This window comes from Marivirga atlantica (assembly GCF_016734805.1).
Taxonomy (GTDB): domain Bacteria; phylum Bacteroidota; class Bacteroidia; order Cytophagales; family Cyclobacteriaceae; genus Marivirga; species Marivirga atlantica.
In genome coordinates this window covers 258,372-283,001 of sequence record NZ_JAERQG010000003.1, presented here as the reverse complement: position 1 = coordinate 283,001, position 24,630 = coordinate 258,372, and the positions used below count along the sequence as shown (strand labels likewise).

Annotated in this window: 23 protein-coding genes; 7 read left to right on the top strand and 16 right to left on the bottom strand. The window is 36.0% G+C overall.

Annotation, left to right across the window (positions count from 1 at the left end; all coding sequences use genetic code 11):
- Position 1: 1 nt before the first annotated feature.
- The 7 genes from JKP34_RS12950 to JKP34_RS12920 form a co-directional block, all read right to left on the bottom strand.
- On the bottom strand, positions 2-439 hold the full coding sequence (locus JKP34_RS12950) for a hypothetical protein (protein ID WP_201922156.1): 438 nt from the start codon (positions 437-439) through the stop codon (positions 2-4).
- Between the two features lie 181 nt (positions 440-620).
- Entirely contained in the window at positions 621-2,474 is a 1,854-nt protein-coding gene (gene yidC / locus JKP34_RS12945; RefSeq protein ID WP_201922153.1) for a membrane protein insertase YidC, read from the bottom strand.
- Between the two features lie 7 nt (positions 2,475-2,481).
- The gene (locus JKP34_RS12940) at positions 2,482-4,116 is read right to left on the bottom strand and encodes a CTP synthase (protein WP_201922150.1); all 1,635 of its coding nucleotides are present in this window, start codon (positions 4,114-4,116) and stop codon (positions 2,482-2,484) included.
- Positions 4,117-4,275: 159 nt separating this feature from the next.
- Positions 4,276-5,019, bottom strand: a complete 744-nt coding sequence (locus JKP34_RS12935) for a hypothetical protein (RefSeq protein WP_201922147.1) — start codon at positions 5,017-5,019, stop codon at positions 4,276-4,278.
- Between the two features lie 43 nt (positions 5,020-5,062).
- A complete protein-coding gene (gene rsmG, locus JKP34_RS12930; RefSeq protein ID WP_201922144.1) occupies positions 5,063-5,686 on the bottom strand; it encodes a 16S rRNA (guanine(527)-N(7))-methyltransferase RsmG in 624 nt (207 codons plus the stop codon).
- Positions 5,687-5,688: 2 nt separating this feature from the next.
- Positions 5,689-6,306, bottom strand: a complete 618-nt coding sequence (locus JKP34_RS12925; RefSeq protein WP_201922142.1) for an RNA polymerase sigma factor — start codon at positions 6,304-6,306, stop codon at positions 5,689-5,691.
- The gene (locus JKP34_RS12920) at positions 6,297-7,412 is read right to left on the bottom strand and encodes a glycosyltransferase (protein WP_201922139.1); all 1,116 of its coding nucleotides are present in this window, start codon (positions 7,410-7,412) and stop codon (positions 6,297-6,299) included. Before JKP34_RS12920 ends, JKP34_RS12925 begins: the two co-directional genes overlap by 10 nt.
- Positions 7,413-7,497: 85 nt before the next feature.
- Here JKP34_RS12920 and tgt point away from each other — a divergent pair, with 85 nt between their 5' ends.
- The 4 genes from tgt (at position 7,498) to JKP34_RS12900 (ending at position 12,581) form a co-directional block, all read left to right on the top strand.
- Positions 7,498-8,628 carry a tRNA guanosine(34) transglycosylase Tgt gene (gene tgt / locus JKP34_RS12915; protein ID WP_201922137.1) on the top strand — a complete coding sequence of 377 codons (1,131 nt, stop codon included), beginning with the start codon at positions 7,498-7,500 and terminating at the stop codon, positions 8,626-8,628.
- Between the two features lie 80 nt (positions 8,629-8,708).
- Positions 8,709-9,782, top strand: a complete 1,074-nt coding sequence (locus tag JKP34_RS12910) for an LptF/LptG family permease (protein ID WP_201922134.1) — start codon at positions 8,709-8,711, stop codon at positions 9,780-9,782.
- Positions 9,779-10,678, top strand: coding sequence for a DMT family transporter (locus JKP34_RS12905; protein ID WP_201922131.1), 900 nt, complete (start codon positions 9,779-9,781; stop codon positions 10,676-10,678). Before JKP34_RS12910 ends, JKP34_RS12905 begins: the two co-directional genes overlap by 4 nt.
- A 58-nt stretch (positions 10,679-10,736) precedes the next feature.
- Positions 10,737-12,581, top strand: coding sequence for a hypothetical protein (locus JKP34_RS12900; RefSeq protein WP_201922127.1), 1,845 nt, complete (start codon positions 10,737-10,739; stop codon positions 12,579-12,581).
- Between the two features lies 1 nt (position 12,582).
- Here JKP34_RS12900 and ispE read toward each other — a convergent pair whose 3' ends face one another.
- Positions 12,583-13,377: a 4-(cytidine 5'-diphospho)-2-C-methyl-D-erythritol kinase gene (gene ispE / locus JKP34_RS12895; RefSeq protein ID WP_201922123.1), complete on the bottom strand. Its 795-nt coding sequence runs from the start codon at positions 13,375-13,377 to the stop codon at positions 12,583-12,585.
- A gap of 82 nt (positions 13,378-13,459) precedes the next feature.
- Positions 13,460-14,269 carry an enoyl-ACP reductase FabI gene (locus tag JKP34_RS12890; RefSeq protein ID WP_201922120.1) on the bottom strand — a complete coding sequence of 270 codons (810 nt, stop codon included), beginning with the start codon at positions 14,267-14,269 and terminating at the stop codon, positions 13,460-13,462.
- Between the two features lie 162 nt (positions 14,270-14,431).
- Here JKP34_RS12890 and JKP34_RS12885 point away from each other — a divergent pair, with 162 nt between their 5' ends.
- Positions 14,432-15,190 carry a TMEM175 family protein gene (locus JKP34_RS12885; RefSeq protein ID WP_201922117.1) on the top strand — a complete coding sequence of 253 codons (759 nt, stop codon included), beginning with the start codon at positions 14,432-14,434 and terminating at the stop codon, positions 15,188-15,190.
- Here JKP34_RS12885 and JKP34_RS12880 read toward each other — a convergent pair.
- Positions 15,187-16,149, bottom strand: coding sequence for an SDR family oxidoreductase (locus JKP34_RS12880; protein ID WP_201922114.1), 963 nt, complete (start codon positions 16,147-16,149; stop codon positions 15,187-15,189). The genes JKP34_RS12885 and JKP34_RS12880 overlap by 4 nt on opposite strands.
- 122 nt (positions 16,150-16,271) lie before the next feature.
- On the opposite strand from JKP34_RS12880, the gene JKP34_RS12875 reads away from it, so the two are divergent.
- A complete protein-coding gene (locus JKP34_RS12875; protein WP_201922111.1) occupies positions 16,272-16,646 on the top strand; it encodes a DUF1304 domain-containing protein in 375 nt (124 codons plus the stop codon).
- Here JKP34_RS12875 and JKP34_RS12870 read toward each other — a convergent pair.
- The 6 genes from JKP34_RS12870 to hisS all read right to left on the bottom strand — a co-directional run bounded on the left by JKP34_RS12870 (position 16,635) and on the right by hisS (position 24,167).
- Positions 16,635-17,927 (bottom strand): hypothetical protein, encoded by a 1,293-nt coding sequence (locus JKP34_RS12870; protein WP_201922108.1) that lies wholly within the window; start codon positions 17,925-17,927, stop codon positions 16,635-16,637. The genes JKP34_RS12875 and JKP34_RS12870 overlap by 12 nt on opposite strands.
- A gap of 71 nt (positions 17,928-17,998) precedes the next feature.
- Positions 17,999-19,000 (bottom strand): glycosyltransferase family 2 protein, encoded by a 1,002-nt coding sequence (locus JKP34_RS12865; protein WP_201922106.1) that lies wholly within the window; start codon positions 18,998-19,000, stop codon positions 17,999-18,001.
- A gap of 11 nt (positions 19,001-19,011) precedes the next feature.
- Positions 19,012-19,350, bottom strand: a complete 339-nt coding sequence (locus tag JKP34_RS12860; RefSeq protein ID WP_201922103.1) for a YbaB/EbfC family nucleoid-associated protein — start codon at positions 19,348-19,350, stop codon at positions 19,012-19,014.
- Positions 19,351-19,356: 6 nt separating this feature from the next.
- Positions 19,357-21,297 carry a T9SS type B sorting domain-containing protein gene (locus tag JKP34_RS12855; protein ID WP_201922100.1) on the bottom strand — a complete coding sequence of 647 codons (1,941 nt, stop codon included), beginning with the start codon at positions 21,295-21,297 and terminating at the stop codon, positions 19,357-19,359.
- Positions 21,294-22,784, bottom strand: coding sequence for a histidine ammonia-lyase (gene hutH / locus JKP34_RS12850; RefSeq protein WP_201922096.1), 1,491 nt, complete (start codon positions 22,782-22,784; stop codon positions 21,294-21,296). Before hutH ends, JKP34_RS12855 begins: the two co-directional genes overlap by 4 nt.
- Before the next feature lie 3 nt (positions 22,785-22,787).
- Entirely contained in the window at positions 22,788-24,167 is a 1,380-nt protein-coding gene (gene hisS / locus JKP34_RS12845) for a histidine--tRNA ligase (protein WP_201922093.1), read from the bottom strand.
- Positions 24,168-24,327: 160 nt separating this feature from the next.
- Here hisS and JKP34_RS12840 point away from each other — a divergent pair, with 160 nt between their 5' ends.
- Positions 24,328-24,624 carry a hypothetical protein gene (locus JKP34_RS12840; RefSeq protein ID WP_201922901.1) on the top strand — a complete coding sequence of 99 codons (297 nt, stop codon included), beginning with the start codon at positions 24,328-24,330 and terminating at the stop codon, positions 24,622-24,624.
- The last annotated feature ends 6 nt before the right edge of the window (positions 24,625-24,630 follow it).

Here is a 24,630-nt window from a genome sequence, read left to right as displayed (position 1 = left end):
TTTAACTCTTATTTAACTGGTTAAGATACCATTCTAATCCATCTTCCTCCGTTGCAAATGGGAAGTTCTGAAAAGATCTATCATTGGAGCTTGTAGAATACAATTCAACTAAATCCTGAAGACGTTCAGTTTTTGGGGGTATAAATGCCTGATAGGTAATTCCTAACCCAATGTAGATAGGTTCTATTATGTCTATAGTCCATTGAATATCTTCCTCCCTAATAAGCTCCATCTCACTTGTATCTGACAAGATAAGAATCTTATCTGCTGGCTTATTACCTAGTTCAGGTATTTGTTTTTCATAAATTTTTATGGTTTTCCACATGAGGTCCCTGAAGACAACAGTATTGAAAATACCTCTCCAAACCTCTTTAAAATACTTTACCCCTTCAACTTCTTTTATTTCAACAGTAAGTTTAGGATGAGTATAAAGTTTCATTAAGAATCCTTTCCCCTATTTTATTTGATAATTATACAGTTAATAGATGTAATTTATGAAAAGGATTTTGAAAGTCTATGAACGGTTGGAAGATTTTATGAATTATGCAATTATCAATTGTTTAAACACAAAAAAAGCCGAACAAAGTCCGGCTTTTACTATTATATACTTAAGTAAACTTTTATTTCTTGTTTTTTGACTTTTTGTTTTCCTCGCTAGCCTTCATAGCTTCCTGAAGTCTCTGTTGAAATTTAGAAGTCTTTTTGTTAGCGTTCTTCTTCTTATTTTCTTCAAGTATTTGCTTAATCTTATCTTCATCAATCATTCTTCTGATTAATGTCTGCTGACCAAATGTGATTAGGTTAGCAATAAGATAATAGAAACTTAGTGCAGCAGGGAAACTATTCAATACAAACATGAAGATGATTGGCATCATATACTGTACATTCTTCATTGGCCCTTGAACAGAACTTACCTGACCTTGCGACCAAGTGATAAGCAAGGTAGAAGCTGTCATTAATATGGTGAATAAACTTACATGATCACCGTAAAAAGGTATGTCAAACGGTAAGCTTGCTATGCTATCATAAGTTGATAAATCAGTTGCCCAAAGGAATGACTGGCCTCTTAACTCTATACTACTAGGGAAGAAGTAGAACATGGCAAAAAGTATAGGCATCTGTAATAACAAAGGAATACAGCCCGAAAGTGGATTAACACCTACTTTTTGATAGAGCTGCATTTGTTCAGCCTGTGCCTTCTGCATATCACCACCATGCTTTTCTTTAATCTCATCAAGCTGTGGTTTTAAAACCTTCGTTTTAGCCATAGAAACATATGACTTGTAAGAAAGTGGCGATAAAGCTAATTTGATAAGCAATACTAATATGATGATGATGATACCATAATTAGCAATATATTTTTCAAGGAACTGGAATACATTGATGATAACAAATTTGTTAACCAATGAAATTGGGAACCATCCTAAATTTAAGTTGTCTTCAAAATCAGGAGCTGTTTTCTTTAATATTTTGTAATTATTAGGACCAAAGTAATACTTGAAAGATGCCTTATTATCTTTTACTTCATCTAAACCAATTTCGGTTCTGATGCTACCATATTTTACAAATTCATCAGATATACCTTCGCCAGTTGTAGTTAACTTAGCCCTGCGCATTGGTAAATCCGTAATTAGGGCAGAAGTAAAGAAGTTTTGTTTGTAAGCCACCCAATTAATTGGTATTGCTAACTCTTCTGTTTCTTCATCTACGCTTCTTTCGCCCAGGTCATCAACACCATCCTCTGAATTATAGTATTTGATGGTAGATTTAGTTCTGCTAGATTCAAGGTCCTTCTCATAGAGCTTCATCTGTTTGTCCCAAACCAGCGTGATTTGGTCACCTAATAGTTCATTTTGGAAACCCTTTAAGCTTACATCATACCCCACTTCATAGGCATTACCTGAAAGGGTATAACTTTGAATAACTTTTCTGCCACCGCCAAGGTCAGCCACAAAGTCATATGTTACAGTATCACCTTCAGTTAATGAGGTTTTAGGGTTGTTCTGAAGTTCATAATAAAGCTCATTGATATTTACCGCACCTACTACAGTATTTACCAATAGCTCTTTCTCTTCCCATTCTTTATTCACCAAAATAAGAGGCTCTTGATTGAATGTTTTAAAGTCTTTTAACTCTAAATTATCAATAGAGGCACCTTTAGCATTAAAAACCAGGTTGATTACATCAGTACTTACAGTAATGTTCTTTTCTTCACCTCGAGCAGCAGGAGCAAATACGCCATATCTCGATTTTAATTGTTCATTAATTAACGAGTCATTGGCTACCGTTTCTACGGGTGAAGTATTCTCACCAGACTTTATTTCTGTACTTTTATTATATGAAGAATCAACTTCGGTAGTTTGTGATGTATTGTCTGCATTTTCAGGTAGCTCTGTTGGGCTACCAAAAAACCAGAAATAGGCAACTAACAAAATTGACATTAGGATTAATCCTGTTGCTTGATTTTTGTCCATTTAACTTTTAATTCGATTCTGATAAAATTTTATGTTCCAGAGAGGCTTTTACGAAGCGAACGAATAAAGGATGTGGATTTAACACCGTACTTTTTAATTCAGGGTGAAATTGCGAGCCCACAAACCAAGGATGATCCGGAATCTCTATAATTTCAACAAGATTAGTATCCGGATTAATTCCGCTGGCAATCATGCCTGCCTCTTCAAACTGCTGCAAATATGAGTTATTAAATTCATATCTGTGCCTATGTCGCTCTTTTATTTTAGATTTTCCGTATGCCTGGTAGGCTTTAGTGTTTTTCTTAAGATCACACTGATAAGCTCCCAAACGCATAGTTCCACCTTTTTTAGTGATGCCTTGCTGCTCAACCATGAGGTCAATTACCGGATGCTTTGTTTTAGGATTCATTTCAGTTGAAATGGCTCCTTTAAGTTTTAACACATTTTGACCAAATTCTGCCACCGCACATTGCATGCCTAAGCAAATACCAAAAAATGGTATTTTTTCTTCTCGCACATATTTAATGGCGGTAATCTTTCCATCAATACCCCTTTCACCAAACCCTGGAGCAACAAGAACCCCATGAACATTGCCTAATAGCTCTTTCACATTGGCATCATTAATTTCTTCAGAATGTACCCATTTGATATTTACCTTGGTTTCATTCTGTGCACCTGCATGTACAAAAGCTTCGGTTATTGATTTATAAGCATCAGGTAATTCAATGTATTTACCCACTAAGGCAATATTTATTTCAGAGATCGGGTTTTTGAGCTTTCCAAGGAACTCTTTCCACTGTGTGAGCTCTGGATCTACCTTGTGTGAAAGCTTTAACTTGGCAAGCACTCGCTCATCAAGCTTTTCCTTTCTCATTAATAAAGGCACATCATAGATTGAATCTGCGTCCATTGCTTCAATTACTGAATTAATATTAACATTACAGAATTGAGCCAGTTTCTTTCTAATCTCTTGAGGAAGTTTATGCTCAGTTCTACAAACTAGTATATCTGGTTGAATACCAGCTTCCAATAATTGCTTAACTGCGTGTTGTGTAGGCTTAGTTTTTAATTCTTTTGCTGCTCTTAGGTAAGGCACCAACGTTAAATTTATTACAAGGAAATTGTTGGCTCCAACATCCCACCTTACCTGGCGAACTGCCTCAATGAAGGGAAGAGACTCAATATCACCTACGCAACCGCCAATCTCTGTAATAACAATGTCATATTCATCATTATCAGCAACAGCATAAATATTTCTTTTTATCTCGTCTGTGATATGAGGAATAACCTGTACAGTTTTTCCCAAATAGGCACCTTCACGCTCTTTAGTAATAACATTATTATAAATTCTACCAGTTGTTACATTATTGGCTTGTGAAGTGTTAATATTCAAAAAACGCTCATAATGACCTAAATCTAAATCCGTTTCCGCTCCATCATCCGTAACAAAACATTCGCCATGCTCATATGGGTTTAAAGTTCCCGGATCTATATTGATATAAGGATCTAATTTTTGGATGGTAACAGAGAAGCCTCTGGCCTGTAAAAGTTTAGCCAGTGATGCTGCAATTATACCTTTTCCGAGTGATGAAGTAACACCTCCTGTAACGAAGATGAATTTAGTAGATTTTTGAGATGCCATAAGATAGTGTTCGAGTCGCTTTAATACTTATGGGATACAAAGGTACAATAAGCTTTTGAAAATGTGCAGTTGAATAGAGAATTAAATTGAGAATACAATTTGAAATGGAAAGAGTGATATTAATTGTTTATGAATAGGCTGATTCCATAGGTGTCAATCTTAATTTAAAACTTCAAAAATATCACCTTCCTCAAATGCTGTGATATCTGAATAGGTTTTGAGTCCGTTGATCTTAACACCAATAGGCCCATCATGATAAACAGAAATTATTGCACCCGTTTCAGTCTTCACATATTCTTCCCAACTAAATTCAATACCACCTATAGGAATAATGGACACCCACATTTTTATGGCTTCAGGTCTGTAATTCTCTTCATCCACAACATAGAGATAGGAGTCTCCAGGTGTTACACCCCCAGATTGATATGTTACCAATAGTCCGGTTTTATTAGGCTGATCTAAGTTAATGAGTGATCGTTTGGTGCCTCTATCCCTAATTTTAGAAATGGGATTTAGCCAAAAGCTGTCATTGGCCCAAAAATTATAAGCTTTGGTAACAAACTCAACTGTGGCACTTGAGTCTTTTACAAGTTTACTCTTTGCATAAGCTTTTCCTTGCTTGGTTGATAGGTTGACGAATACATCATACTGTTCCCAGCTAACTTTTACAAAGCTTCGGTCCTTGTCCCACACAAAATCATGAATATCCTGATAGTTCCAACTAACAACTCCCGTAGCTTGCCATGCAGAATCATTTATTGCTTCCAACATGCGATCAGCCAAAGCTTCAGCTCTGGGGCCTTGTTCACCTTCAGGAAGTGGTTTGTCTAAAACAAAAAAGGTAACGGTTCCTGCTGCTGCAATTAGCAAGAGAAATATTACGATGTACTTAAATATTTTCATGCGTATGTGTTTGTTTTCAAAAGCCACATGGAATTCTCATAAGTTAGAAAGGTATAAAGATGATTTTCTTGGTTTCAAAAAATTCTTCTTCATAATAATCGGTAAGGCTTTTTTCTTGATAGCCTCTCTTTATTTCCGCCATTTCCTCGGTCAAATCACCACCCTTAAGTGCAATAATGCCAACATCTGTTGAGTTAGCATCCATTTTGATTTTCTCCCTTACCCAGGGCAGAAATTTATTCATTCGGGTAACAGCGCGGCTCACTACAAAATCAAATTTATCTTTTACTTTTTCAGCTCTTTGATGATGTGCCTTTAGATTCTGCAAACCGATGGCTTCTGCAACTTCCTGAACAACAGTTATCTTTTTACCGATAGAATCGACTAAAGTAAATTGTGCATCCGGAAACATTATAGCTAATGGGATACCTGGAAAACCACCACCTGTGCCCACATCAAGAATCTTTTTTCCATTTAGGTCTTTAAACTTGGCAATGGAGAGGGCATGCAATATATGTCGCTCATAAATGTGATCAATGTCTTTTCTTGAAATCACATTGATTTTCTCATTCCACTCTGAGTATAATTTACCTAGCTGTGCAAATTGTTTTTGCTGCTGCTCTGATAAATCAGGAAAGTACTTATTAATGAGTTCAACTGAATCCATACTTAGAAACGTGTTTCTTTGCCTTGGATCAATTCTTTCATAAGCTCTCTTGAACGATGCAGTTGAGCCTTTACAGTACCCAATGGAGCTTCAAGTTCGGTAGCAATCTCTTCATAAGATAATTCCTGAAAATATCTCAACTTTACCAGACGCTGATATTTGGCAGGGAGCTTATCAACAAACATGCGCATCAATTCTATACGCTGCTGTTTTATAGCTGAATCCTGTGGAGTAAGGTTCTTATCATCCTCAATATCCATTGCTACGGCATCACCATTATCATCAGTGTAAGAGTTATGAATGCTGACTGTTTTCAGCTTCTTTTTTCTAATGAAGTCAATAGCATTATTAGTAGCAATTCTAAAAAGCCAGGTACTAAAAGTGTAGTCTTTCTTAAAGCGGTGCAAACTCTTGAAAGCTTTGGAGAAAGCTTCAATTGTTAAATCTTCGGCATCATCTACATTTCTTACCATTTTAAGAATCATGTGATAAACCGGCTTTTTATAGCGCTGCATCAACTCGGCATATGCCATTTGGTCTTTATTGATAACAGCTTGATCTATAAGTCTGAAATCTTTGAGTGCTTTTTCAGAAAAGTTTCTGTTCTTATTTATTTCCATCGAATTCGTTTTGAGCGAATAGCCCTTAACCCTATAACGAAGTAATAGAATAATTCAAATATTTCTATTACGGGTAAAAGCCAAGGTTGATACTTATCACCAAACTTAATGCTAAGTTTCAAATATGCGACATATTGTCCTACCCACCTCACTAACATTAATGATGATGAAATTAGTATAAAGTTTCTTGATAAAAAGATCAAGCCTAAAATATATGAGAGGTATATAAGTCCTGTGGACAATTGAATACTTGCTAAAAACAATTTATCGCTTCTGTGATAATACTTACCTACAGAATAGTGTCTTTTCTTTTGCAAGTTATACGCACTCCAATTGGTTTTGGGGATTGAATAAGTAACAGACTCAGAGCTTATGCTTATTCTTGTATTTTTATTGTTAGCATGTTTATTAACAAATAAATCATCATCACCCCCAGTTAAAGATTGATAGCCATGAAAGCCTTTTTGCCGAAGAAAAAGTGATTTCCGATAGGCTAAATTTCTACCTACACCCATATAGGGCTTACTCACTAATGCTTTCGATAGATAAAGCATGGCAGTTTTATAGGTTTCGAATTGTATGAGCTGATTTAGAAATCCTTTCCTTTTTTGATATAGAGAAGCGCCTAAGACAAAATCTGTAGATTGATTAAAAGATTGTGACATTCTGTCAACCCAAAGTTTTGACTTAACCTCACAATCAGCATCTGTTAAGAGAATAAATTCATTTTTAGCAGCTTTAATACCAATTGTAAGTGCATACTTTTTATTATTGATATGATTGGGCACTTCATCAATCCGAATTACTTTGAGGTGGGGGTAAGCTTTTTTCTGCTCTAATAGCCAATCGTAACTCTGATCATGCGAGCGGTCATCGACCACAATTACTTCATAGTTAGCATGCTGTTGGGTTAAGATGCTGGGTAAATGATTTTGTAGATTATCAAATTCGTTGTGCGCACAAATCACTACCGAAGTTGGATGCAAATCTGATGTTTCATCTGAACTATTATAATTAAGTAGCTTAATGATATAGCGAAGAAAAAAGTAGAGTTGAATGATTAATAAAGTTGATAATAAATAAAAGGTGAAATGTATCTGAGGCATGAAGCGCTGTCTTTTTTACTTTGGCGGCAAAGATATTGGAAAATAAAAACTATAATTTCTATATAAGCTATATTTTTGCACCAGCATGGAATTTAAGATTAAGCATACCGATAAAGATTCAAAAGCAAGAACCGGAATTGTTAAGACAGCTCATGGCGATATTCAAACACCCATTTTTATGCCTGTTGGCACAGCTGGTTCAGTGAAAGCAGTTCATCAGCGCGAGTTGAAGGATGATATTGAGGCACAAATTATTTTAGGAAATACCTATCACCTTTACCTGAGACCTGGTTTAGATATTCTTCAAAAAGCCGGAGGCTTGCACAAGTTCAATGGTTGGGATAAACCCATACTAACAGATAGTGGAGGATACCAGGTTTATAGCTTATCCGGTACGCGGAAAATCAAAGAGGAGGGAGTAACCTTTAAATCTCACATAGATGGATCAAAGCATATCTTCAGCCCTGAGGGTGTGATGGATATACAGCGCAAAATAGGCGCGGATATCATGATGGCTTTTGACGAGTGTACACCATATCCTTGCGATTATGAGTATGCCCGAAAGTCGATGGACATGACCCACCGCTGGCTAGATAGGTGCATTACCAGATTTGATGAAACGGAAGGTCATTACGGCTATGAGCAAACTTTATTTCCAATAGTTCAAGGAAGTACTTATAAAGATTTAAGAAAGCAGTCAGCAGAAGTAATTGCCTCAAAAGGTAGAGATGGAAATGCCATTGGCGGCTTATCAGTAGGTGAGCCTGCTGAAATGATGTATGAAATGACTGAGTTGGTTTGTGATATTCTTCCATCGGACAAGCCAAGGTATTTAATGGGAGTAGGAACACCTGCTAATATATTGGAGTGTATTGCATTAGGTGTTGATATGTTTGACTGTGTAATGCCAACCAGAAATGCCAGAAATGGGATGCTATTTACAACGGAAGGGATCATCAATATCAGAAATAAAAAGTGGGAAGATGATTTAAGTCCTATTGATCCGGCTCTTGGTACTTATGTAGATACTTTCTATTCTAAAGCTTATTTACGACACTTGATAACTTCAAAAGAAATACTTGGAGCTCAAATCGCTAGTATTCATAACCTAACTTTTTACCTTTGGCTGGTTGAGCAGGCGAGGGAGCAAATAGAGCAAGGCACTTTTTATAGCTGGAAAGAAAAGATGGCTAGAAAATTGATGGAGAGGCTGTAGATTTTAGAATTGAGATTTACGATTTACGAATTTAAAATGATCAATTGATAATTGTTCATTGTTAATTGCCAATTGAATTAATGAAGCTATTAGATAAATACATTATAAAGAAGTTATTGTCAACATTCATATTTGTGGTTTTAATCATATTAGCCATTGTAGTGGTTATTGATTACACAGAGAAGAATGATGACTTCATGGAGCACAATTTGAAGCTTATTGATATTCTTCCTTATTATGGAGCTTTTATTCCCTGGATAGCTAACCTCATTACGCCAATAACCATCTTTATAGCCACTGTTTTTGTGACTTCACGTTTAGCAGGGCATACAGAAATTATTGCTATGCTAGCAGGCGGTATGAGCTTTAGAAGGTTTATGCGACCTTACTTTATAGGTGCCAGCATTATTGCCGTAGCAAGTTTCTTTTTAAATTCCTTTATAATTCCTGAAGCTAATAAAACCAGGATTGCTTTTGAGGCAGCCTATATTCAAAAGCCGTTTTATTACAGTGATAGAGATATTCATATAAAAATAGCTCCTGAGACCTACGCTTATATGGAAAGCTATAACAACCAAAGAGATGTAGGCTACAGATTTACGCTAGAAAAAATTACTAATCAGGAACTAAAGGCTAAACTTTCTGCAAGAAGAATAGAGTGGGATTCTGCCAAAGCCAGCTGGACCATAAAGGATTGGGAGCTGCGAGAAATTGAAGGTTTTAAGGAATTTGTGAGTTCAGGAAAAGAGATGGATACCGTTTTAAATATCTCACCTGATGATTTTGAGAGTGATAAGGGACTGCAGGAAACACTAACCATGACGGAGCTTAATAGCTATATTGGCCTGCTCAAAGAACGTGGTGCGGATAACGTTAAAGTGTACTTGATTGAACGTTATATCCGATATATGTCACCTTTTGCGGCTATTATTCTAGTCTTTATTGGAGTTGTAGTTTCATCAAGAAAAACCAGAGGTGGTACAGGTTTCCAAATTGCGCTTGGGTTCGTAATAGCCTTTGTTTTTATTATTTTCTTTATAATGAGCAAGGCCATAGCTGAAAATTCAACCATGAATCCTATTTTAGCTGTATGGATACCTAATATAGTCTTTAGCTGTATAGGACTGATACTCTATAAATTTACACCACGATGAACCACGAGCTAAAAAGTTATCTGAAACTACATTTCATTGTATTAATTTGGGGCTTTTCAGCAATTCTTGGTTTATTAATTACACTTTCGGCACCACAGGTTGTGCTTTATAGAACATTGTTCGCCAGTATCATTCTGTTTATTCTGCTGCTGTTAAGGAAGCGGAAACTCAATATTGGTAGGGCAGCTATTCTTAAAATCATTGGTACCGGATTTATTATATCAGCGCACTGGATACTTTTTTTCTGGTCCGCCAGGGTTTCAACTGCTTCCATTTGTTTGGCAGGAATGGCTACTTGTTCCTTCTGGACTAGCCTAATTGAGCCTATGATGACCAGAAGGAAAATTAGAATCTACGAGCTTTTTCTAGGCTTGTTTGTGATAGTTGGTCTCTACATCATACTACAATTTGAATTCGATTATGTACTTGGCATTGGTATGGCTATCATATCTGCCATTCTTTGTAGCGTTTTTACCGTACTAAACGGAGAGTTTACCAAGCACCATCCTGCTTACACAATTACTTTCTATGAAATGTTTGGTGCATGTTTGGGTACAGCCATATTCATGCTTTTTTATCAGCCTTCATTATTTGTTTTGCCTGAAATTCAAATGGATTGGACTTATTTGATCCTTCTTGCTGCCTTTTGTACGGTTTATGCGTTTGCGGTTTCAGTAGAAATTCAAAAAGTGCTCTCTGCATTTGTGGTAAACCTCACTGTTAATCTTGAGCCTATTTATGGTATTATTTTAGCCTTTCTTATCTTTGGTAAACAGGAAGAGATGTCTGGAGGGTTTTATCTGGGAACCTCCATCATTTTGTTATCGGTATTGGCTTATCCTTTAATCAACAAAATGGTTAAAAGGAGAGCACTCAGAAGCGACATGATCCGGTAATTCTTCTGAATCATAAACAAACTATCAGCTTAATGGGTATTTTTAGAAATAAGCTTTTATGAAGATTCTTAAGTTACTTACTATTCTGTACTTTTTTATAGCTCAGCTGAGTGCACAGAATAAGTCTCAATTAACAGCCCCTCTCATACAAGAGGTTGAAATAGGCGAGGCCGTAATTTTTAAAGTGGATTGGAATGAGCAGTATCAATTAAGCTGGACTTCTAACCTGGATAGTGCCAAGTTCGATCGACAAGAAGGAGAGTTTTATTGGGACAATCCTAAAGGAGTAAATGGCTTGTTTCAAGTAGAGTTCACTTTAACTGATTCTGCTGAAAAATTATTAGAGAAAGCCACTACAGTTATTAAAGTGATGAAGAGAGCCTACACGCCTCTGATTAATTTTAGTCCTGATAGTTTGATTAATGATGGTTTTATAGTGTTAGGTCAAGGTGAAAGCTATGAGCTGGAGTTTGTGGCTACTTCCGCTAATGTCCGAAGAAATGAAAATGTATTGATCAGTTATGTGCTGAATGGAAATCCTAATATAAAGTCTTTTGAGCAATCCGAAATCACCATATTAGGAAACCGACTGCTGCTACAATGGAAACCAACGCAGCAACAAGCTGATAATAAATATTATGACCTTGAAATTATAGCTATTGATGAAACCAATAGCATAAGTCGATCGGATTTTCATTTTAAAATTCAGGATAAAAATTTACCACCCACTTTTAAATACTCATTAAGTGAAAATTATATTATTTCAGCCGACCAACCCTTAACGATCGACTTCTCGGTGAATGATCCTGATAATGAGGAATACAATTACCTGGCAGATTTATCAGTTCAGGGTGGCGCTGTTTTAACCACAAAAGATGGTCAGTTTAGCTGGAAACTAAGTAGTAATGAATTAGCTGCTTTATCAGATAACTTTCCTGTTGAACTCACATTAAAGGCAGTAAATAAAAATAATTCTGAAGAATTAATAGCCAAAAAAGTACAGATTACCCAGAACCGTAATAATACACCACCAACTATTGCCAGATTAAGTAATTTATCAATAAGAGAAGGTTATGCTGTAAAAAGGAGAGTGTTTGTGAATGATGAAAACCATTCTTTAAATCAGCTGGAATTCAAGCTTGAGAATGAGCCACAATGGCTTTACTTGCAACAAGACGGGGAGGCACTATTCTTAATGAGTGATACTTTAGGATTTGATATAGTCAAAGCTGATGGTATACCTGTTCAGTATGATGTGCTGTTGAGCGTGAGAGATCCTGAAATGGCTAGTGACAATAAATTTTTTACAATTACAGTCAATGAAGGCATCAACTCTCAAAAGATATATCAGCAGTATACCAATTATCTACAAAATACTGAGGCCATACTAGGTGGGTTGAGATTAAGAATAGAAGAACTTGATGATAGATTAGAGCGTAATGCTAAATTGAAAAAGGCTTTTTTACTTTCTTCCATATTTCTAGGTGGGTTTAGTGCTGTAGGCTCCTTTTTTGATGAGCAAACTATTGCTAACCAGGCAGTACCTTATACAGGAGCAGCATTGGCAATTAGCAGTAGTGTCAATGCATTGGCCTTTAATCAAGAAGGGCAAATTACTACGCTTAAGGTGAAGCTGGAAGCAGTTGAGAAAAACCTAATCAGAAATAGATCTTATCTGCTTATTTATGATGTGCTTGATGAGAATGATGAACAGTTAAAGAACCCTGAACTAGTTGATAAGGTAAAAAGCTACAGACAGCAGCTAATTGAACAACACATTGAGTTGGAGAAGTTGGAAGATAACTATAGAGAACTTAACTACATAAAAAAGCAAATCAAACGTAATAGAAGAAAGGGGCGAGAAGGAGAATTAGCTTGGGATTTCCTCAATCAAAACCAATAGCTTATAGTTCTAGCCACTTATCGATTTTTGGGTAATCTACCACTTCCTTAAATATGCCGAACATGGTTGATCCGCTACCTGTCATAGCGGCATATATAGCACCTAACTCGTATAATTCATTTTTGTAACTAGCCAGTTCAGGATGATTTTTGAAAGCTGTATTTTCGAAATCGTTGGCTAATAGGGAGTTCCAGTTTTCAATTGGTTCCTTCTCAATGATTTCTTTCACAGATGCTCGGGTATTATCTGGCACTATGCCACTGTAAGCTTCTTTAGTACTGATATGAATGCCCGGGTAAATAAGGGCTAGCCAATAACCCTTTAAATCTAAGTCAATAGGCTCCATGATCTCGCCTCTTCCTGTAACATGCTTGGCGGTATTCTCTACAAAAAATGGACAATCACTACCTAACTGTAATGCATACTTTTCAAGTTCTTTTGTGTTAAGACCTAATTTGAAATATTCATTTAGCAATTTGAGCATAAAGGCACCATCTGCTGATCCACCCCCCATGCCAGCGCCCATTGGAATTTTTTTCAGTAAATGAATTTCAAGAGCAGAAAGGTCATAATCCTGTTTTAATAGGTTATATGCTTTCCATATAAGGTTATCTGAATGACTGCCGTCTATATCAAGACCTGAGGTATTTAATGTAGTTTCGTTAGCTTCAATAATTTCTAAAACATCATAGAGCGGGATAGGATAAAAGCAGCTATCAATGTTGTGGTAGCCATCAGCCCTTTTCGAGGTAATGTGAAGACCTAAGTTGATTTTAGCGTTTGGAAAACTAATCATTTGTAACGTTTAAATAAATTTTCATAAAAAAAGCAGCACTGCTTGAACAATACTGCTTTTGTATATATCTCAAGCGAGATGATTATTTCATTTCTTCAATTAGTTCTTCAGAAATACCTGTGAATGAGTACCCACCATCATGGAATAAATTCTGCATGGTAACCATTTTTGTAAGGTCTGAGAACATAGTGATGATGTAGTCAGCACATTGGTCAGCAGTAGCATTTCCTAATGGAGACATTTTCTGTGCGAAGTTGTAGAATGAATCAAATCCGTCAATACCAGAGCCTGCAGTTGTAGGTGTAGGTGACTGAGAAATTGTGTTTACTCTTACTTTATTCTTTTTACCGAATCTGTAACCGTAGCTTCTGGCAATTGATTCTAATAAGGCTTTTGCATCGGCCATATCATTATAGAAAGGGTAAGTACGTTGAGCCGCAATGTATGATAAACCTACTATTGAACCCCAATCATTCATTACATTCATTTGATCAGCTGTTTGCATCATTTTATGAAATGATACTGCAGAGATGTCATAAGTTTTCTGTAACCAGTCATAATTTAACTCATGGTAAGCTTTTCCCTTTCTAACATTCGGGCTCATACCTATTGAGTGAAGTATAAAATCAAAATTACCACCTAAAAGCTCTTTTGATTGGGTATATAAATTCTTGATATCGTCAACGGAAGTGGCATCTGCCGGAATTACTTCTGTATTACACTCTTTTGCCAACTCCTGAATGCCACCCATTCGAAGTGCAACCGGAGCATTTGTTAATACAAATTGAGCACCTTGTTCTTTTGCCTTTAGGGCTGTTTTCCAGGCTATTGAGTTTTCATCCAACGCGCCTGTTATAATCCCTTTTTTTCCTGCTAATAAATTATTCGACATAGTTTAATTACTTAGTGTTTCAACAAAAATATGAATTTCTCTATAGTTTGGAATGCTTTCCTTCAGTTTTAGTAGATATCATCTTTATTATCCTTTATAAAATCGCTTGATAAATTATTTAATTAATGTACTGAAGTCCTATATTGCTGTAAAATCGACCTTATGATTAGAAAAGCAGTAAAGAAAAGTCATGGAGGACTGAACCCTGAATTTAGATACAGAGGAGAGGAGCAAACAAGAATTGAAACCTTTAGTGATGCCGTTTTTGCTTTGGCAGTAACTTTAATGGTATTATCATCTACAGTGCCGAATACTTTTGCAGACTTACAAAAGTCTTTGGCTGATGTAGTACCCTTTGGGATATGTATAGTGCTGCTTTCGGTTATTTGGTTTCAACATTATATCTTTTTCATCAGGTATGGTTTTAGAGATGTGAAAATAGTAGCCATAAATACTATCTTGTTATTTCTGGTGCTCATCTATGTATATCCTTTGAAATTTCTATTTAAGTTCCTTTTTGGAATGTATAGCGCCCTTCTTACTGATGACAGGGAAACATTTAATTACTTAAATACCGAAGTGATTAATTCATCGGAAATGTCAAGTTTACTATTTATTTATGGTATTGGAGCAATGCTTATTTTCCTGGTACTTGCTTGGATGTATGCCTTGGCAAATAGTAGAAGAAGGGCTATCGGACTTAATACTGTGGAAGTATTTCTTACTAGAACTGGAATATACAATAACTTATTAATGGCTGCGGTGCCTTTTATTTCCTGTATAATTACGTTAATTCCATTTAGTAATCAATTTTCAAAAGTTATAATAGCCGGCTTTTCTTATTGGCTATATCCGGTTTTATTGCCAACTTTTCATGCTATTAGAAACAAGCGATATAAAAAGCTTTTATTAAATATTTAAGGATAGGTTTCCTTATACCATTCATACACCTTTTCCAGACCTTCTCTGAATCGCACTTTAGGGGAATATTCTAGAAGCTCCTCTATTTTTGAGATATCGGCTTTAGAGTGCTTTACATCACCAGGTCTTTCAGGTCCATAATTAGGAGAAATGTCTTTTCCTGTAATGTCTTTTAGCATATCAATCATCTCATTAAGTGTAACCTGATCTCCACAAGCTACATTATAAATCTGATTGAGTGCCCTTGAGTTTTCAGTAAATAGTGCTCTGTCATTAGCATGCAAGGCATTCTCTACAAAAGTAAAGTCACGACTGGTTTCACCATCCCCATTAATAGTTGGCGCTTTATCTTCCATAAAAGCTTTACAGAAAATAGGGATTACCGCAGCATAAGGATTGTCTGGATTTTGCTTAGGGCCGAATATGTTGAAGTAACGCAGACCAACATAATTGAGTCCGTAAGTTTTATGAAATACATCTGCAAATAACTCTACAGCGTATTTTGTTACTGCATATGGGCTTAAGGGATTTCCTATTTTATCTTCAACCTTTGGGAGGGTAGGGCTATCGCCATATGTACTTGAAGAACAAGCTAAAACTACACGATCTATTTTGTTTTGAACAGCACAATGTAAAATGTTGACAGTACCATCAATGTTCACCTGTGTGCTTCGCATTGGGTTCTCTATTGATCTTGGTACCGAACCTAATGCGGCCTGATGTGTGATCAAGTCAAAACCTTTAGTTAGTTCGAGCATGCGCTCATAATCACAAATGTCAGCTTTAAAGAATTCAAATTTAGGATGACTTTCAAATTCTTTGATATTGTCATAGTATCCATTGGAAAGATCATCTATCACCCTTACTTTTTCAACCCTATCATCGTTTAGGTATTTTTGAGTTAGATTTGATCCGATAAAGCCTGATCCTCCGGTGATTATAAGTTTCTTCTTTGACATAAAGATTTTGCTGTGATACTACTATGCCACAAAGATAAAAATTGATTTTACTTAGAAGGACTAAATTTGCAATGATTAGCTACTCAGCCTAATTTTATTTATTTTGCTAATAAAGAATCCACATGGTAATTGTAGCAAACATTCTAATAGGCATTATCGCAGTCCTTCACTTATATTTTTTATGGTTTGAGATGTTTGCGTGGACTACCAAAGGTCCTAAGATTTTCAGGTCGTTTCCCAAAGACTTGTTTCCTAAAACAGTAGCGCTGGCAGCTAATCAAGGTTTATATAATGGTTTTCTGGCTGCTGGTTTAATTTGGTCGTTTTTTATCCATGACGAAGAATGGTCAGTTAATGTGGCTACATTCTTTCTGGCCTGTGTTGCGGTCGCAGGGATATATGGAGCTATAACAGCTTCGAAGAAAATATTTATTGTTCAGGCACTTCCTGCACTTATAGCCCTAATTCTAATCTGGCTTAATAAATTATTTATTTAAATAAAAAGGGATAAATGCAATGGTAGAGTCTTTTTCAATAGGCTTATCATCTTCCTCTTCTTTCACTTTTATAATGAGGTTGTAAAGTTTAGCTGGTAGCGTATCTAAATTAATGTAAGCGATATAGCCTTTGTCATAAGTTTTAGGATGAACCGTACTATTCCAATTTAACTCTTGACACTGAACAGAATCAACATAAATATTTAATACCTCATTTAAATTTTCTGTTTTAATATTAAATACTTCATCTTTCAAAGAAGTAGTAAACTTAATCTTAGAAGTATCTTTTTCATCTTCTTTCCAGTCAAACTTTCCAAAAAGAGAAATGTCTTTAATAAAAAGGCTAATCACATTATTGTCTATAATATCGGATTGAACAGTAGCTACCATCACATCGGAAACACTTCTTTTCGATTCATAATTGGCGTTTTGAGTGAAACCCATTTTCAGGTTTTCTCTGTAGTTATCAAAGTAGTGGTCGGGAACCATATCAGTTAAATTATCACTGAATACAACAATTAGAAGAAGGCCTATTGTTATTACGTATTTTTTATAACCCTTTGTATTAGAAACTATTGTTAGAAGTGTTTTTCTGTAAAGAAATGAAAGCGTGAAAATTCGGAAGAACCAAGAGATATGATAAAAGTATTTAGCTCTTCTTCTACCTCTTCTTAGCAATCCATTAGTTACAAAATCTATAAATACCAAGAATGATAAAAACAGATAGGACAACATTAAAAAGATCAAAATCCCTTTAACCGCTGTATGTATATCTGGATTTTCTATTAATAAAGCAAAACCTAAAAATGGAGAAGCCCATGCCACTATTCCTAGCAGCAGTCCAAATAGAGAAAAGGAAATAGCGAATATTGTACTGGCCAGTCGCTCAAGGAACATTATACTTTGAACACTTGAATCAACTTTGCTTAGCTCTTTTCTAAATCTTCCTTTAAATTTTAATGCGTCTACTTTTATACCGGAGGGATATACATAACTGAAGCCAACTTGGGCAATCCACATAGCTCTTACAATAATATGGAATATGAAGCCTATTCTTAGAATTTCTAAACCTCTATTGATATTTTCCAATAGCGTTTTAAGGTAGCCATCATTCCAGGCAAAGAACTCACGCGTCCATGTGTCAAGAAATATTGGAGTTTGAATCAAACCGAATAACAGCACAGCTGAAAGGAGTAATTCAGCTTCCCACGAGTTTTCCTGAATAGTTTCTAGCCATTGAGGGATTTTATTATCAGGTTTAGAGCCTTTGAATTGCACCATGGTTCTGTGGTGGTTTAGTGAGCAAAAAGTTTAAGGAATAATAATAGTAAAAATTATCTATTATTTTGTTGTTAGAAATTCAGCTCACTAAATTTTCTATACTTTTTGGCAAAGTATTCTCTAACAATTGATTTGGAATATATCTGAGCATGTGATAAGCCAAGTTTGTCTGTAGTGGAATATTTCAACCTCATGCTTTTGAAATCCCTATGTGCAGTATAGACAGCTTTAGCATTCTTTGCCTTTCCTTGTAGAAATAATTGGAAAGCCGCCATGAAATCGAGCCAGCGTCTAAGTTTGTAGATGGCAGGAAACTCAGCAATACTCAAATTTTTATAGAGCATTAAAAGGTTATTCCTGAAATTAAGGTAGGTTTTAAAAGGACTTTCAGCTTGTAAAGTACCACCGCCTACATGGTAAACTATACTATTACTGCAGTAAGCTATTTTATATCCTTTATTTTTTGCGCGCCAGCAGAAATCGATTTCCTCCATGTGTGCAAAAAAGCTTTCATCTAGCATACCCAATTCAAAGAAAGCTTTTGATTTCACAAATAAACAAGCACCTGTAGCCCAGAACACTTCTTGGCTATTATCATATTGGCCTTCGTCTTTTTCTAGGGTAGAGAATATGCGCCCTCTGCAAAATGGATAGCCTAAATAATCTATAAACCCACCCGCGGCACCTGCATATTCAAAATAGTCTTTCTTGTGATACGATTTTACTTTGGGTTGGCACGCAATAATTTGTTCGTCCGCTTGCATGTATTCAATTACAGGATCAATCCAGCTAGGAGTGACCTCTACATCTGAGTTAAGCAAAACAAAATAATCGGCTTCAACATGCTTTAAAGCTCTGTTATAGCCACCCGCATAGCCGGTATTTTCTGCAAGTTCAATTAAGGTGAGTAATGGATAGTTTTCTTTAAGGAATGCAACAGAATCATCGGTTGAGGCATTATCGGCAATGATAATTTGATGAGGATGACTATGTTCAATAACAGATGGCAGAAATTGCTCCAGATAATTTCTGCCATTATAATTGAGGATGACTACTGCAACCGTACTATTCACTTAGTTCCTTGTTAGGCGTTAAACATACCACCCAGATCCATACCAGGAATGTTAGGTAATACGCCATCTGTAGCTTTTTTCATGGCATCTTTTGCCAAAATGTCCACCTCTTCCATCGCTTTATTGATGGCAGCAACGGTAAGGTCTTGAATCATTTCTTTATCGTTGTCATTCATTAATGAGTTATCAATATCAATTTTGATTACCTGTCTTTTCCCATTAACTGTTGCTTTTACCATTCCTGCTCCAGCTTCTCCATCAGCAGTGATGTGTACCAATTCTTCTTGTGCTTTTTTGACTTTGGCTTGCACATCTTTGATTTGGCCCATCATTTTCATCATGTCAAACATATCTTTCTATCTAATTAAATTTACTGTTCCGTTTTTGTTATATTCTTCACCATATTGGTCAATTACAGTTAGTGTGTAGGTGTATGTGCCTTCCGGTGCTTCTCTATTAGTTAAGTATCCATCCCAACCTTTATCAAGGGTAGTTGTTTGGAAAAGCAGGTTGCCCCATCTGTTAAAAACTTTGAAATCTACTTTATCAATAAATTTACCTAGTACTTTTAATTCCTCATTTCTACCGTCATTATTAGGAGTGAAGGCGGTGGGAACGAAAAAAGTAGCAGGGATTTTAAATGCAAGTTCATTGCTGTAAGAAATCAATCCGCTTGATGAAATAGCCTCTACCTGATAGATATATTTTTGAATGTCGGAAGTAGCCAGGTTTTGTTCAAAGCTTGTTTCTGATTGCACATCAAAGCTGTTGATAAGGTTCATATTTTCATCGTATTGGCGAACTATGTAATTGCTGAAATTAGCACTATAACCTGTGTAATCATTCCAGTTTAAGGTAAGATTGCTTCCCTCTTGACTGGCTGTTAATACAATATTTTGTGCCTCAATAACTACATCAGCTATGCCTCCGCAATTATTGGTGTAAGTAACAGTGTAAAAGAATTCTCTGACTGTAAAATCCAAGCCTACATCTGTATATTCATTTTGCTTAGCTGAATCCAGTAAAAAGAAATCTTCTTCTGCACTTCTCTTCTTATAAACAACAAAGTTCTCTGGTTCAATACCTTGAGGAACAAGCCAGGATAAAAGTACCTCATTATCACTAAGTGTTGTTACAGCCATTTCAGTGATGGATAATGCCGGATCTCCGCTTAATGCCGTTAAAGTTTGTTCAAAGGATTGTATGTTTAACCCGCTTGAATCAGTTACCTGAACAAAATAAGTATCATCTTGACCGCATAAAACATTCTCGTCAAGGTAAGGGGCTGGCCCTGAATGTATTTCAGTTCCATTTTTAAAGAGAGAAGAACTTTGAAATTGAGTGGAGTTCCAATTAAGTGAATTACCTTCTTGCTGAGCTTCGCCTTCAAACAAAATGGTGCATGCCTCATTTGAAGTTAGGGTGTTATTGTTACAGGCACTTTCACTTATGATTCTTGCACAATAGAAGCTTTCATTTAATGATAGATTTTGAAAAGTATAGCTACCTGTTGTTTCTCCTGAAATAAATAAAATATCCTGATAGTTTCCATTAGCAGTTTCTTTTAACTGCAGGTTGTAATTCTGATAGTTGTTCAGTTCATAGTCAATACTAAATGATGATTCATCTATCATGCTAAGAGAAGAAATGATTGCTTCGGATTCGCTCAAATTTGCTGGGGTTATTGTAAATGTATTATTTGTATTGCTACAATTATTATTACCTGAATCATCAAATTTTCCATCTATAGTTACAGTGTATTGCTGATTGTTGTTAGCATAAGTATGTGTTAGAGGAAAGTTGTTTACGCTGTAATCGTCAACCATACTTCCATCTCCAAAATCTATTGAATAGAAATCGAAAGACTCCTGAGAACCATTAAGGTCAAAGATTATGTCATCATTGCAATTGATGGCAGAAATTGAGGGTACTTGCGGATCAATAATTTCTACGGTTAAACTGTCAAACTCCCTTGGGAAATCTGGGGAATCCTCTTTAAACATTAATACTTTGTAAATTCCGGGTTGATCATATGTGTGTATGAGTCTTCCGTCTGGATTATTTGCACTTTCGTTATAACAAGCCAAGTTTTCAGAACTTTCAGGATTAGTAGGGTCTCCATCATAACATACAAAGACTGTTCCTGGTCTTTGAGGGGTAACAACTACTTCGGTTCCAGCACAACCTTTTAGGTAATTAATTGTAAATAAGCCATTTTCACTTGAAAATCCGTCTTGCGCTTTTAGCGAAAGGCTTACTAATGAAGTGAATAATATGGTTATTAATAACTTTCTCAAATAGAGTAATTTTTAAGGAAATCTTCTGCTTTTATGATGTCATCATGCAAAATACGATCTTCCTTAATTAACGGAACTTCTTTCCTGAAATTATTAAGCACTTCCTGTATCGAACTACTCGATTTAGATGGTTCTCTGAAATCAAGTGCTTGTGAAGCAGTTATCATTTCAATAGCCAAAATCTGATACAAGTTATGAACGATTTTATACAATTTAGTAGCAGAATTGGCTCCCATGCTTACATGATCTTCCTGCCCATTTGATGAAACAATACTATCAACAGATGCAGGTGTGCACAATTGTTTGTTTTGGCTTACTAAACTTGCTGCGCTGTATTGCGGAATCATTAATCCTGAATTTAAACCAGGATTCATTACTAGGAAATCGGGAAGTCCCCTTAAGCCTGAAATAAGCTGATAGGTTCTTCTTTCTGAAATATTACCTAGTTCGGCAAGGGCAATAGCGAGGAAATCCATCGTGATGGCTAAAGGCTGACCATGGAAGTTACCTCCTGAAATGATTTCTCCCTCTTCAGGGAAAATATTTGGATTATCAGTGACACCTGCTAGTTCTGCTGATATAACATTTTCGCAATGTTTTATCGCATCAAAAGTGGCTCCATGTACCTGAGGGATACATCTGAAACTGTAGGGATCCTGTACATGCCGCTTAGGTTGTTTAATGATTTGACTATCGGCCAGAATGCTTCTAATTTCTTTAGCTACTTCAATTTGCCCATTCTGTTTTCTTATTTGATGTATTTTCTCATCAAAAGGATCAATTCTACCATCAAAAGCATCTAATGAAGTGGCTCCAATAAAGTTCGCCCATTTGAAAATTCTTCGTCCATCTATCAAAGCTTGAGTGGCAAAAGCATTCATAAACTGGGTGCCATTCAATAATGCTAAGCCCTCTTTTGACCTAAGGTGGATAGGTTCCCAATTCATTTTAGAAAGCAAATCCTCACCGCTGATTTTTTCATTTTTGAAGTATACTTCTCCTTTACCTAATAGAGGCAGGGAGAGGTGAGCCAAAGGAGCTAAATCACCGGAAGCACCTAAAGAGCCTGCTTCATAAATAACCGGTAAAATATCATTGTTAAAGAATTCTATCAAACGCTCAACTGTAGTGAGTTGAACGCCACTGTGGCCGTATGCTAATGATTGTATCTTTAGCAAAAGCATAATTTTAACAATGCTTTTATCTATCTTGGCACCAGTACCACAAGCATGGGACATCACCAGATTGGTTTGTAATTGCTCAAGGTCGGTACGCGAAATGTTTTTGCTATATAAAGAACCAAAGCCAGTGTTAATACCATAAACAGGAGCTTCAGAATTTTTGATGTGATCATCTAGAAACTGGCGACATTTAAGGATTGATGACTTGGCAGCATCAGACAGTTGAAGTTTCTTATTGCTTTTTATGATTGACTCTACTGAATCAATTGTGAGTGCTTCATGGCTTATGCTATAAAAATTGGACATAGCTTATTTTAAAAAGTTAATGATTTCATCTGTAGAAAGCATCTCTTGTGTGCCTTCTTGCATGTTTTTGAGTGCAAGCTTACCGCTTTTTATTTCTTCAGAACCGATAACAATTACAAAAGGTATTTGCTTATCGTTGGCATATTTCATCTGCTTCTTAATCTTAACCGGCTCAGGATATATTTCAGATTTAATTTCAGCATTTCTCAAACTAGAAAGTACTTTTAAACCATAATTCCAGCTATCCTGATCAAATGCGGTAATCAGTACTTTTGTGCTCGTAATATTGTTGTCAGGATATAAATCCAATTCCTCCAGCACATCATATATTCTGTCTACACCAAAAGAAATACCTACGCCAGAAACATTAGGTAGGCCAAAGTTATCAGTAAGCCCATCGTATCGACCGCCACCACTGATGCTTCCCATTTTCACGTTATTGGGTTTTACTTCAAAAATAGCACCCGTGTAATAGGAGAGACCTCTTGCCAGGGTAATATCCAGTTCCAGTTCAGGAACTTCCATACCGAAGCTATCAAGTATATTGAGCACTTCTTCAAGCTCATTTGTGCCTTTCAATCCAACTTCTGATGATTGAAGAACTGATTTAACGGCTTGCAACTTTTCTCTGTTATTTCCAGAAATAGCAAATACAGGATCAAGTTTATCGATAGCAGCCTGATCAAAACCCTTAGAACTCAGTTCTTCTTTTACTTTATCAATGCCGATTTTATCAAGCTTATCAATGGCTACTGCAAAATCGGTTTCTTTACCTTTTTGCCCGATGGCTTCAACCAAGCCACTCAGTATTTTACGGTTATTTATTTTAATGCTATAGTCAAGGCTATTGGCTTTTTTAGCTTGAAGTAAAGTGAAGACTTCTTTGATCATTAGCACAATCTCTGCCTCACATAAAAGAGAGTCTGTACCGATGGCATCTGCATCACATTGGTAAAACTCTCTGTAGCGACCTTTTTGAGGTTTGTCAGCACGCCAAACAGGTTGAATTTGGTAGCGCTTGAAAGGAAAACTCAAATTATGCTGATTCATTACCACAAAGCGGGCAAAAGGAACTGTTAAATCGTAACGCAGACCTTTCTCAGCTATCTTAGGTAGTAAATCCTTCGAGCTGTTTAGGTCTGTCTTTTCAGTTTTTGAAAGAAAGTCTCCTGAGTTTAATATTTTAAAAAGTAATTGATCACCTTCATCACCATATTTGCCTTGTAAAACGCTTAGGTTTTCCATAGCTGGTGTTTCAATAGGGGCGTATCCATATTTCTGATAAACTTTCTTTATAGTTTCCAGAATGAAATGCCTTTTATTCATCTCTGCAGGTCCGAAATCTCTTGTTCCTTTTGGTAATGAAGGTTTTTGCTTACTCATTGATGCATTATTTTACTGTCGCAAAGTTATGAGGATATGTTATAAATAATCAAAAATTGTAATTTAATATATCACATTCTCATTATTTGTGTGTGTTAATAGTTTGATTAATTAAAGGTTTATTTTACCTTTGCATTCCAATTTTGATAAAGAATTAACCATGGCAGGAACAAGTCTTAAAAGAAAAGCGAGAAAAAATAGAGTAACAGCTAAGAAGAGAGTAGATTCAATCCAAAGATTGCAGCAGAAGCCTGTGATCAAAAATGTAGATATTGAAGCTGTAAAAGCTGAATTTGCAAAAGCGGATAAGAAAAAGCCAGCTGCGAAAAAAGAAGCTGCCAAAGAGGAAAAAGCTGAAGCTAAAAAGGAGGAAGCTCCAAAAGCAAAGAAAGCTGCTCCTAAGAAAAAGGCTGCTCCAAAAAAGACAGAAGATAAAGAAGATAAGAAAGAAGACTAATTTCTT

What these genes read in the sequence shown, in the direction of transcription:
- JKP34_RS12950 (WP_201922156.1), bottom strand. Translation starts at nt 439, where the DNA reads ATGAAACTTTATACTCATCCTAAACTTACTGTTGAAATAAAAGAAGTT.
- yidC (WP_201922153.1), bottom strand. Translation starts at nt 2,474, where the DNA reads ATGGACAAAAATCAAGCAACAGGATTAATCCTAATGTCAATTTTGTTA.
- JKP34_RS12940 (WP_201922150.1), bottom strand. Translation starts at nt 4,116, where the DNA reads ATGGCATCTCAAAAATCTACTAAATTCATCTTCGTTACAGGAGGTGTT.
- JKP34_RS12935 (WP_201922147.1), bottom strand. Translation starts at nt 5,019, where the DNA reads ATGAAAATATTTAAGTACATCGTAATATTTCTCTTGCTAATTGCAGCA.
- rsmG (WP_201922144.1), bottom strand. Translation starts at nt 5,686, where the DNA reads ATGGATTCAGTTGAACTCATTAATAAGTACTTTCCTGATTTATCAGAG.
- JKP34_RS12925 (WP_201922142.1), bottom strand. Translation starts at nt 6,306, where the DNA reads ATGGAAATAAATAAGAACAGAAACTTTTCTGAAAAAGCACTCAAAGAT.
- JKP34_RS12920 (WP_201922139.1), bottom strand. Translation starts at nt 7,412, where the DNA reads ATGCCTCAGATACATTTCACCTTTTATTTATTATCAACTTTATTAATC.
- tgt (WP_201922137.1), top strand. Translation starts at nt 7,498, where the DNA reads ATGGAATTTAAGATTAAGCATACCGATAAAGATTCAAAAGCAAGAACC.
- JKP34_RS12910 (WP_201922134.1), top strand. Translation starts at nt 8,709, where the DNA reads ATGAAGCTATTAGATAAATACATTATAAAGAAGTTATTGTCAACATTC.
- JKP34_RS12905 (WP_201922131.1), top strand. Translation starts at nt 9,779, where the DNA reads ATGAACCACGAGCTAAAAAGTTATCTGAAACTACATTTCATTGTATTA.
- JKP34_RS12900 (WP_201922127.1), top strand. Translation starts at nt 10,737, where the DNA reads ATGAAGATTCTTAAGTTACTTACTATTCTGTACTTTTTTATAGCTCAG.
- ispE (WP_201922123.1), bottom strand. Translation starts at nt 13,377, where the DNA reads ATGATTAGTTTTCCAAACGCTAAAATCAACTTAGGTCTTCACATTACC.
- JKP34_RS12890 (WP_201922120.1), bottom strand. Translation starts at nt 14,269, where the DNA reads ATGTCGAATAATTTATTAGCAGGAAAAAAAGGGATTATAACAGGCGCG.
- JKP34_RS12885 (WP_201922117.1), top strand. Translation starts at nt 14,432, where the DNA reads ATGATTAGAAAAGCAGTAAAGAAAAGTCATGGAGGACTGAACCCTGAA.
- JKP34_RS12880 (WP_201922114.1), bottom strand. Translation starts at nt 16,149, where the DNA reads ATGTCAAAGAAGAAACTTATAATCACCGGAGGATCAGGCTTTATCGGA.
- JKP34_RS12875 (WP_201922111.1), top strand. Translation starts at nt 16,272, where the DNA reads ATGGTAATTGTAGCAAACATTCTAATAGGCATTATCGCAGTCCTTCAC.
- JKP34_RS12870 (WP_201922108.1), bottom strand. Translation starts at nt 17,927, where the DNA reads ATGGTGCAATTCAAAGGCTCTAAACCTGATAATAAAATCCCTCAATGG.
- JKP34_RS12860 (WP_201922103.1), bottom strand. Translation starts at nt 19,350, where the DNA reads ATGTTTGACATGATGAAAATGATGGGCCAAATCAAAGATGTGCAAGCC.
- hutH (WP_201922096.1), bottom strand. Translation starts at nt 22,784, where the DNA reads ATGTCCAATTTTTATAGCATAAGCCATGAAGCACTCACAATTGATTCA.
- hisS (WP_201922093.1), bottom strand. Translation starts at nt 24,167, where the DNA reads ATGAGTAAGCAAAAACCTTCATTACCAAAAGGAACAAGAGATTTCGGA.
- JKP34_RS12840 (WP_201922901.1), top strand. Translation starts at nt 24,328, where the DNA reads ATGGCAGGAACAAGTCTTAAAAGAAAAGCGAGAAAAAATAGAGTAACA.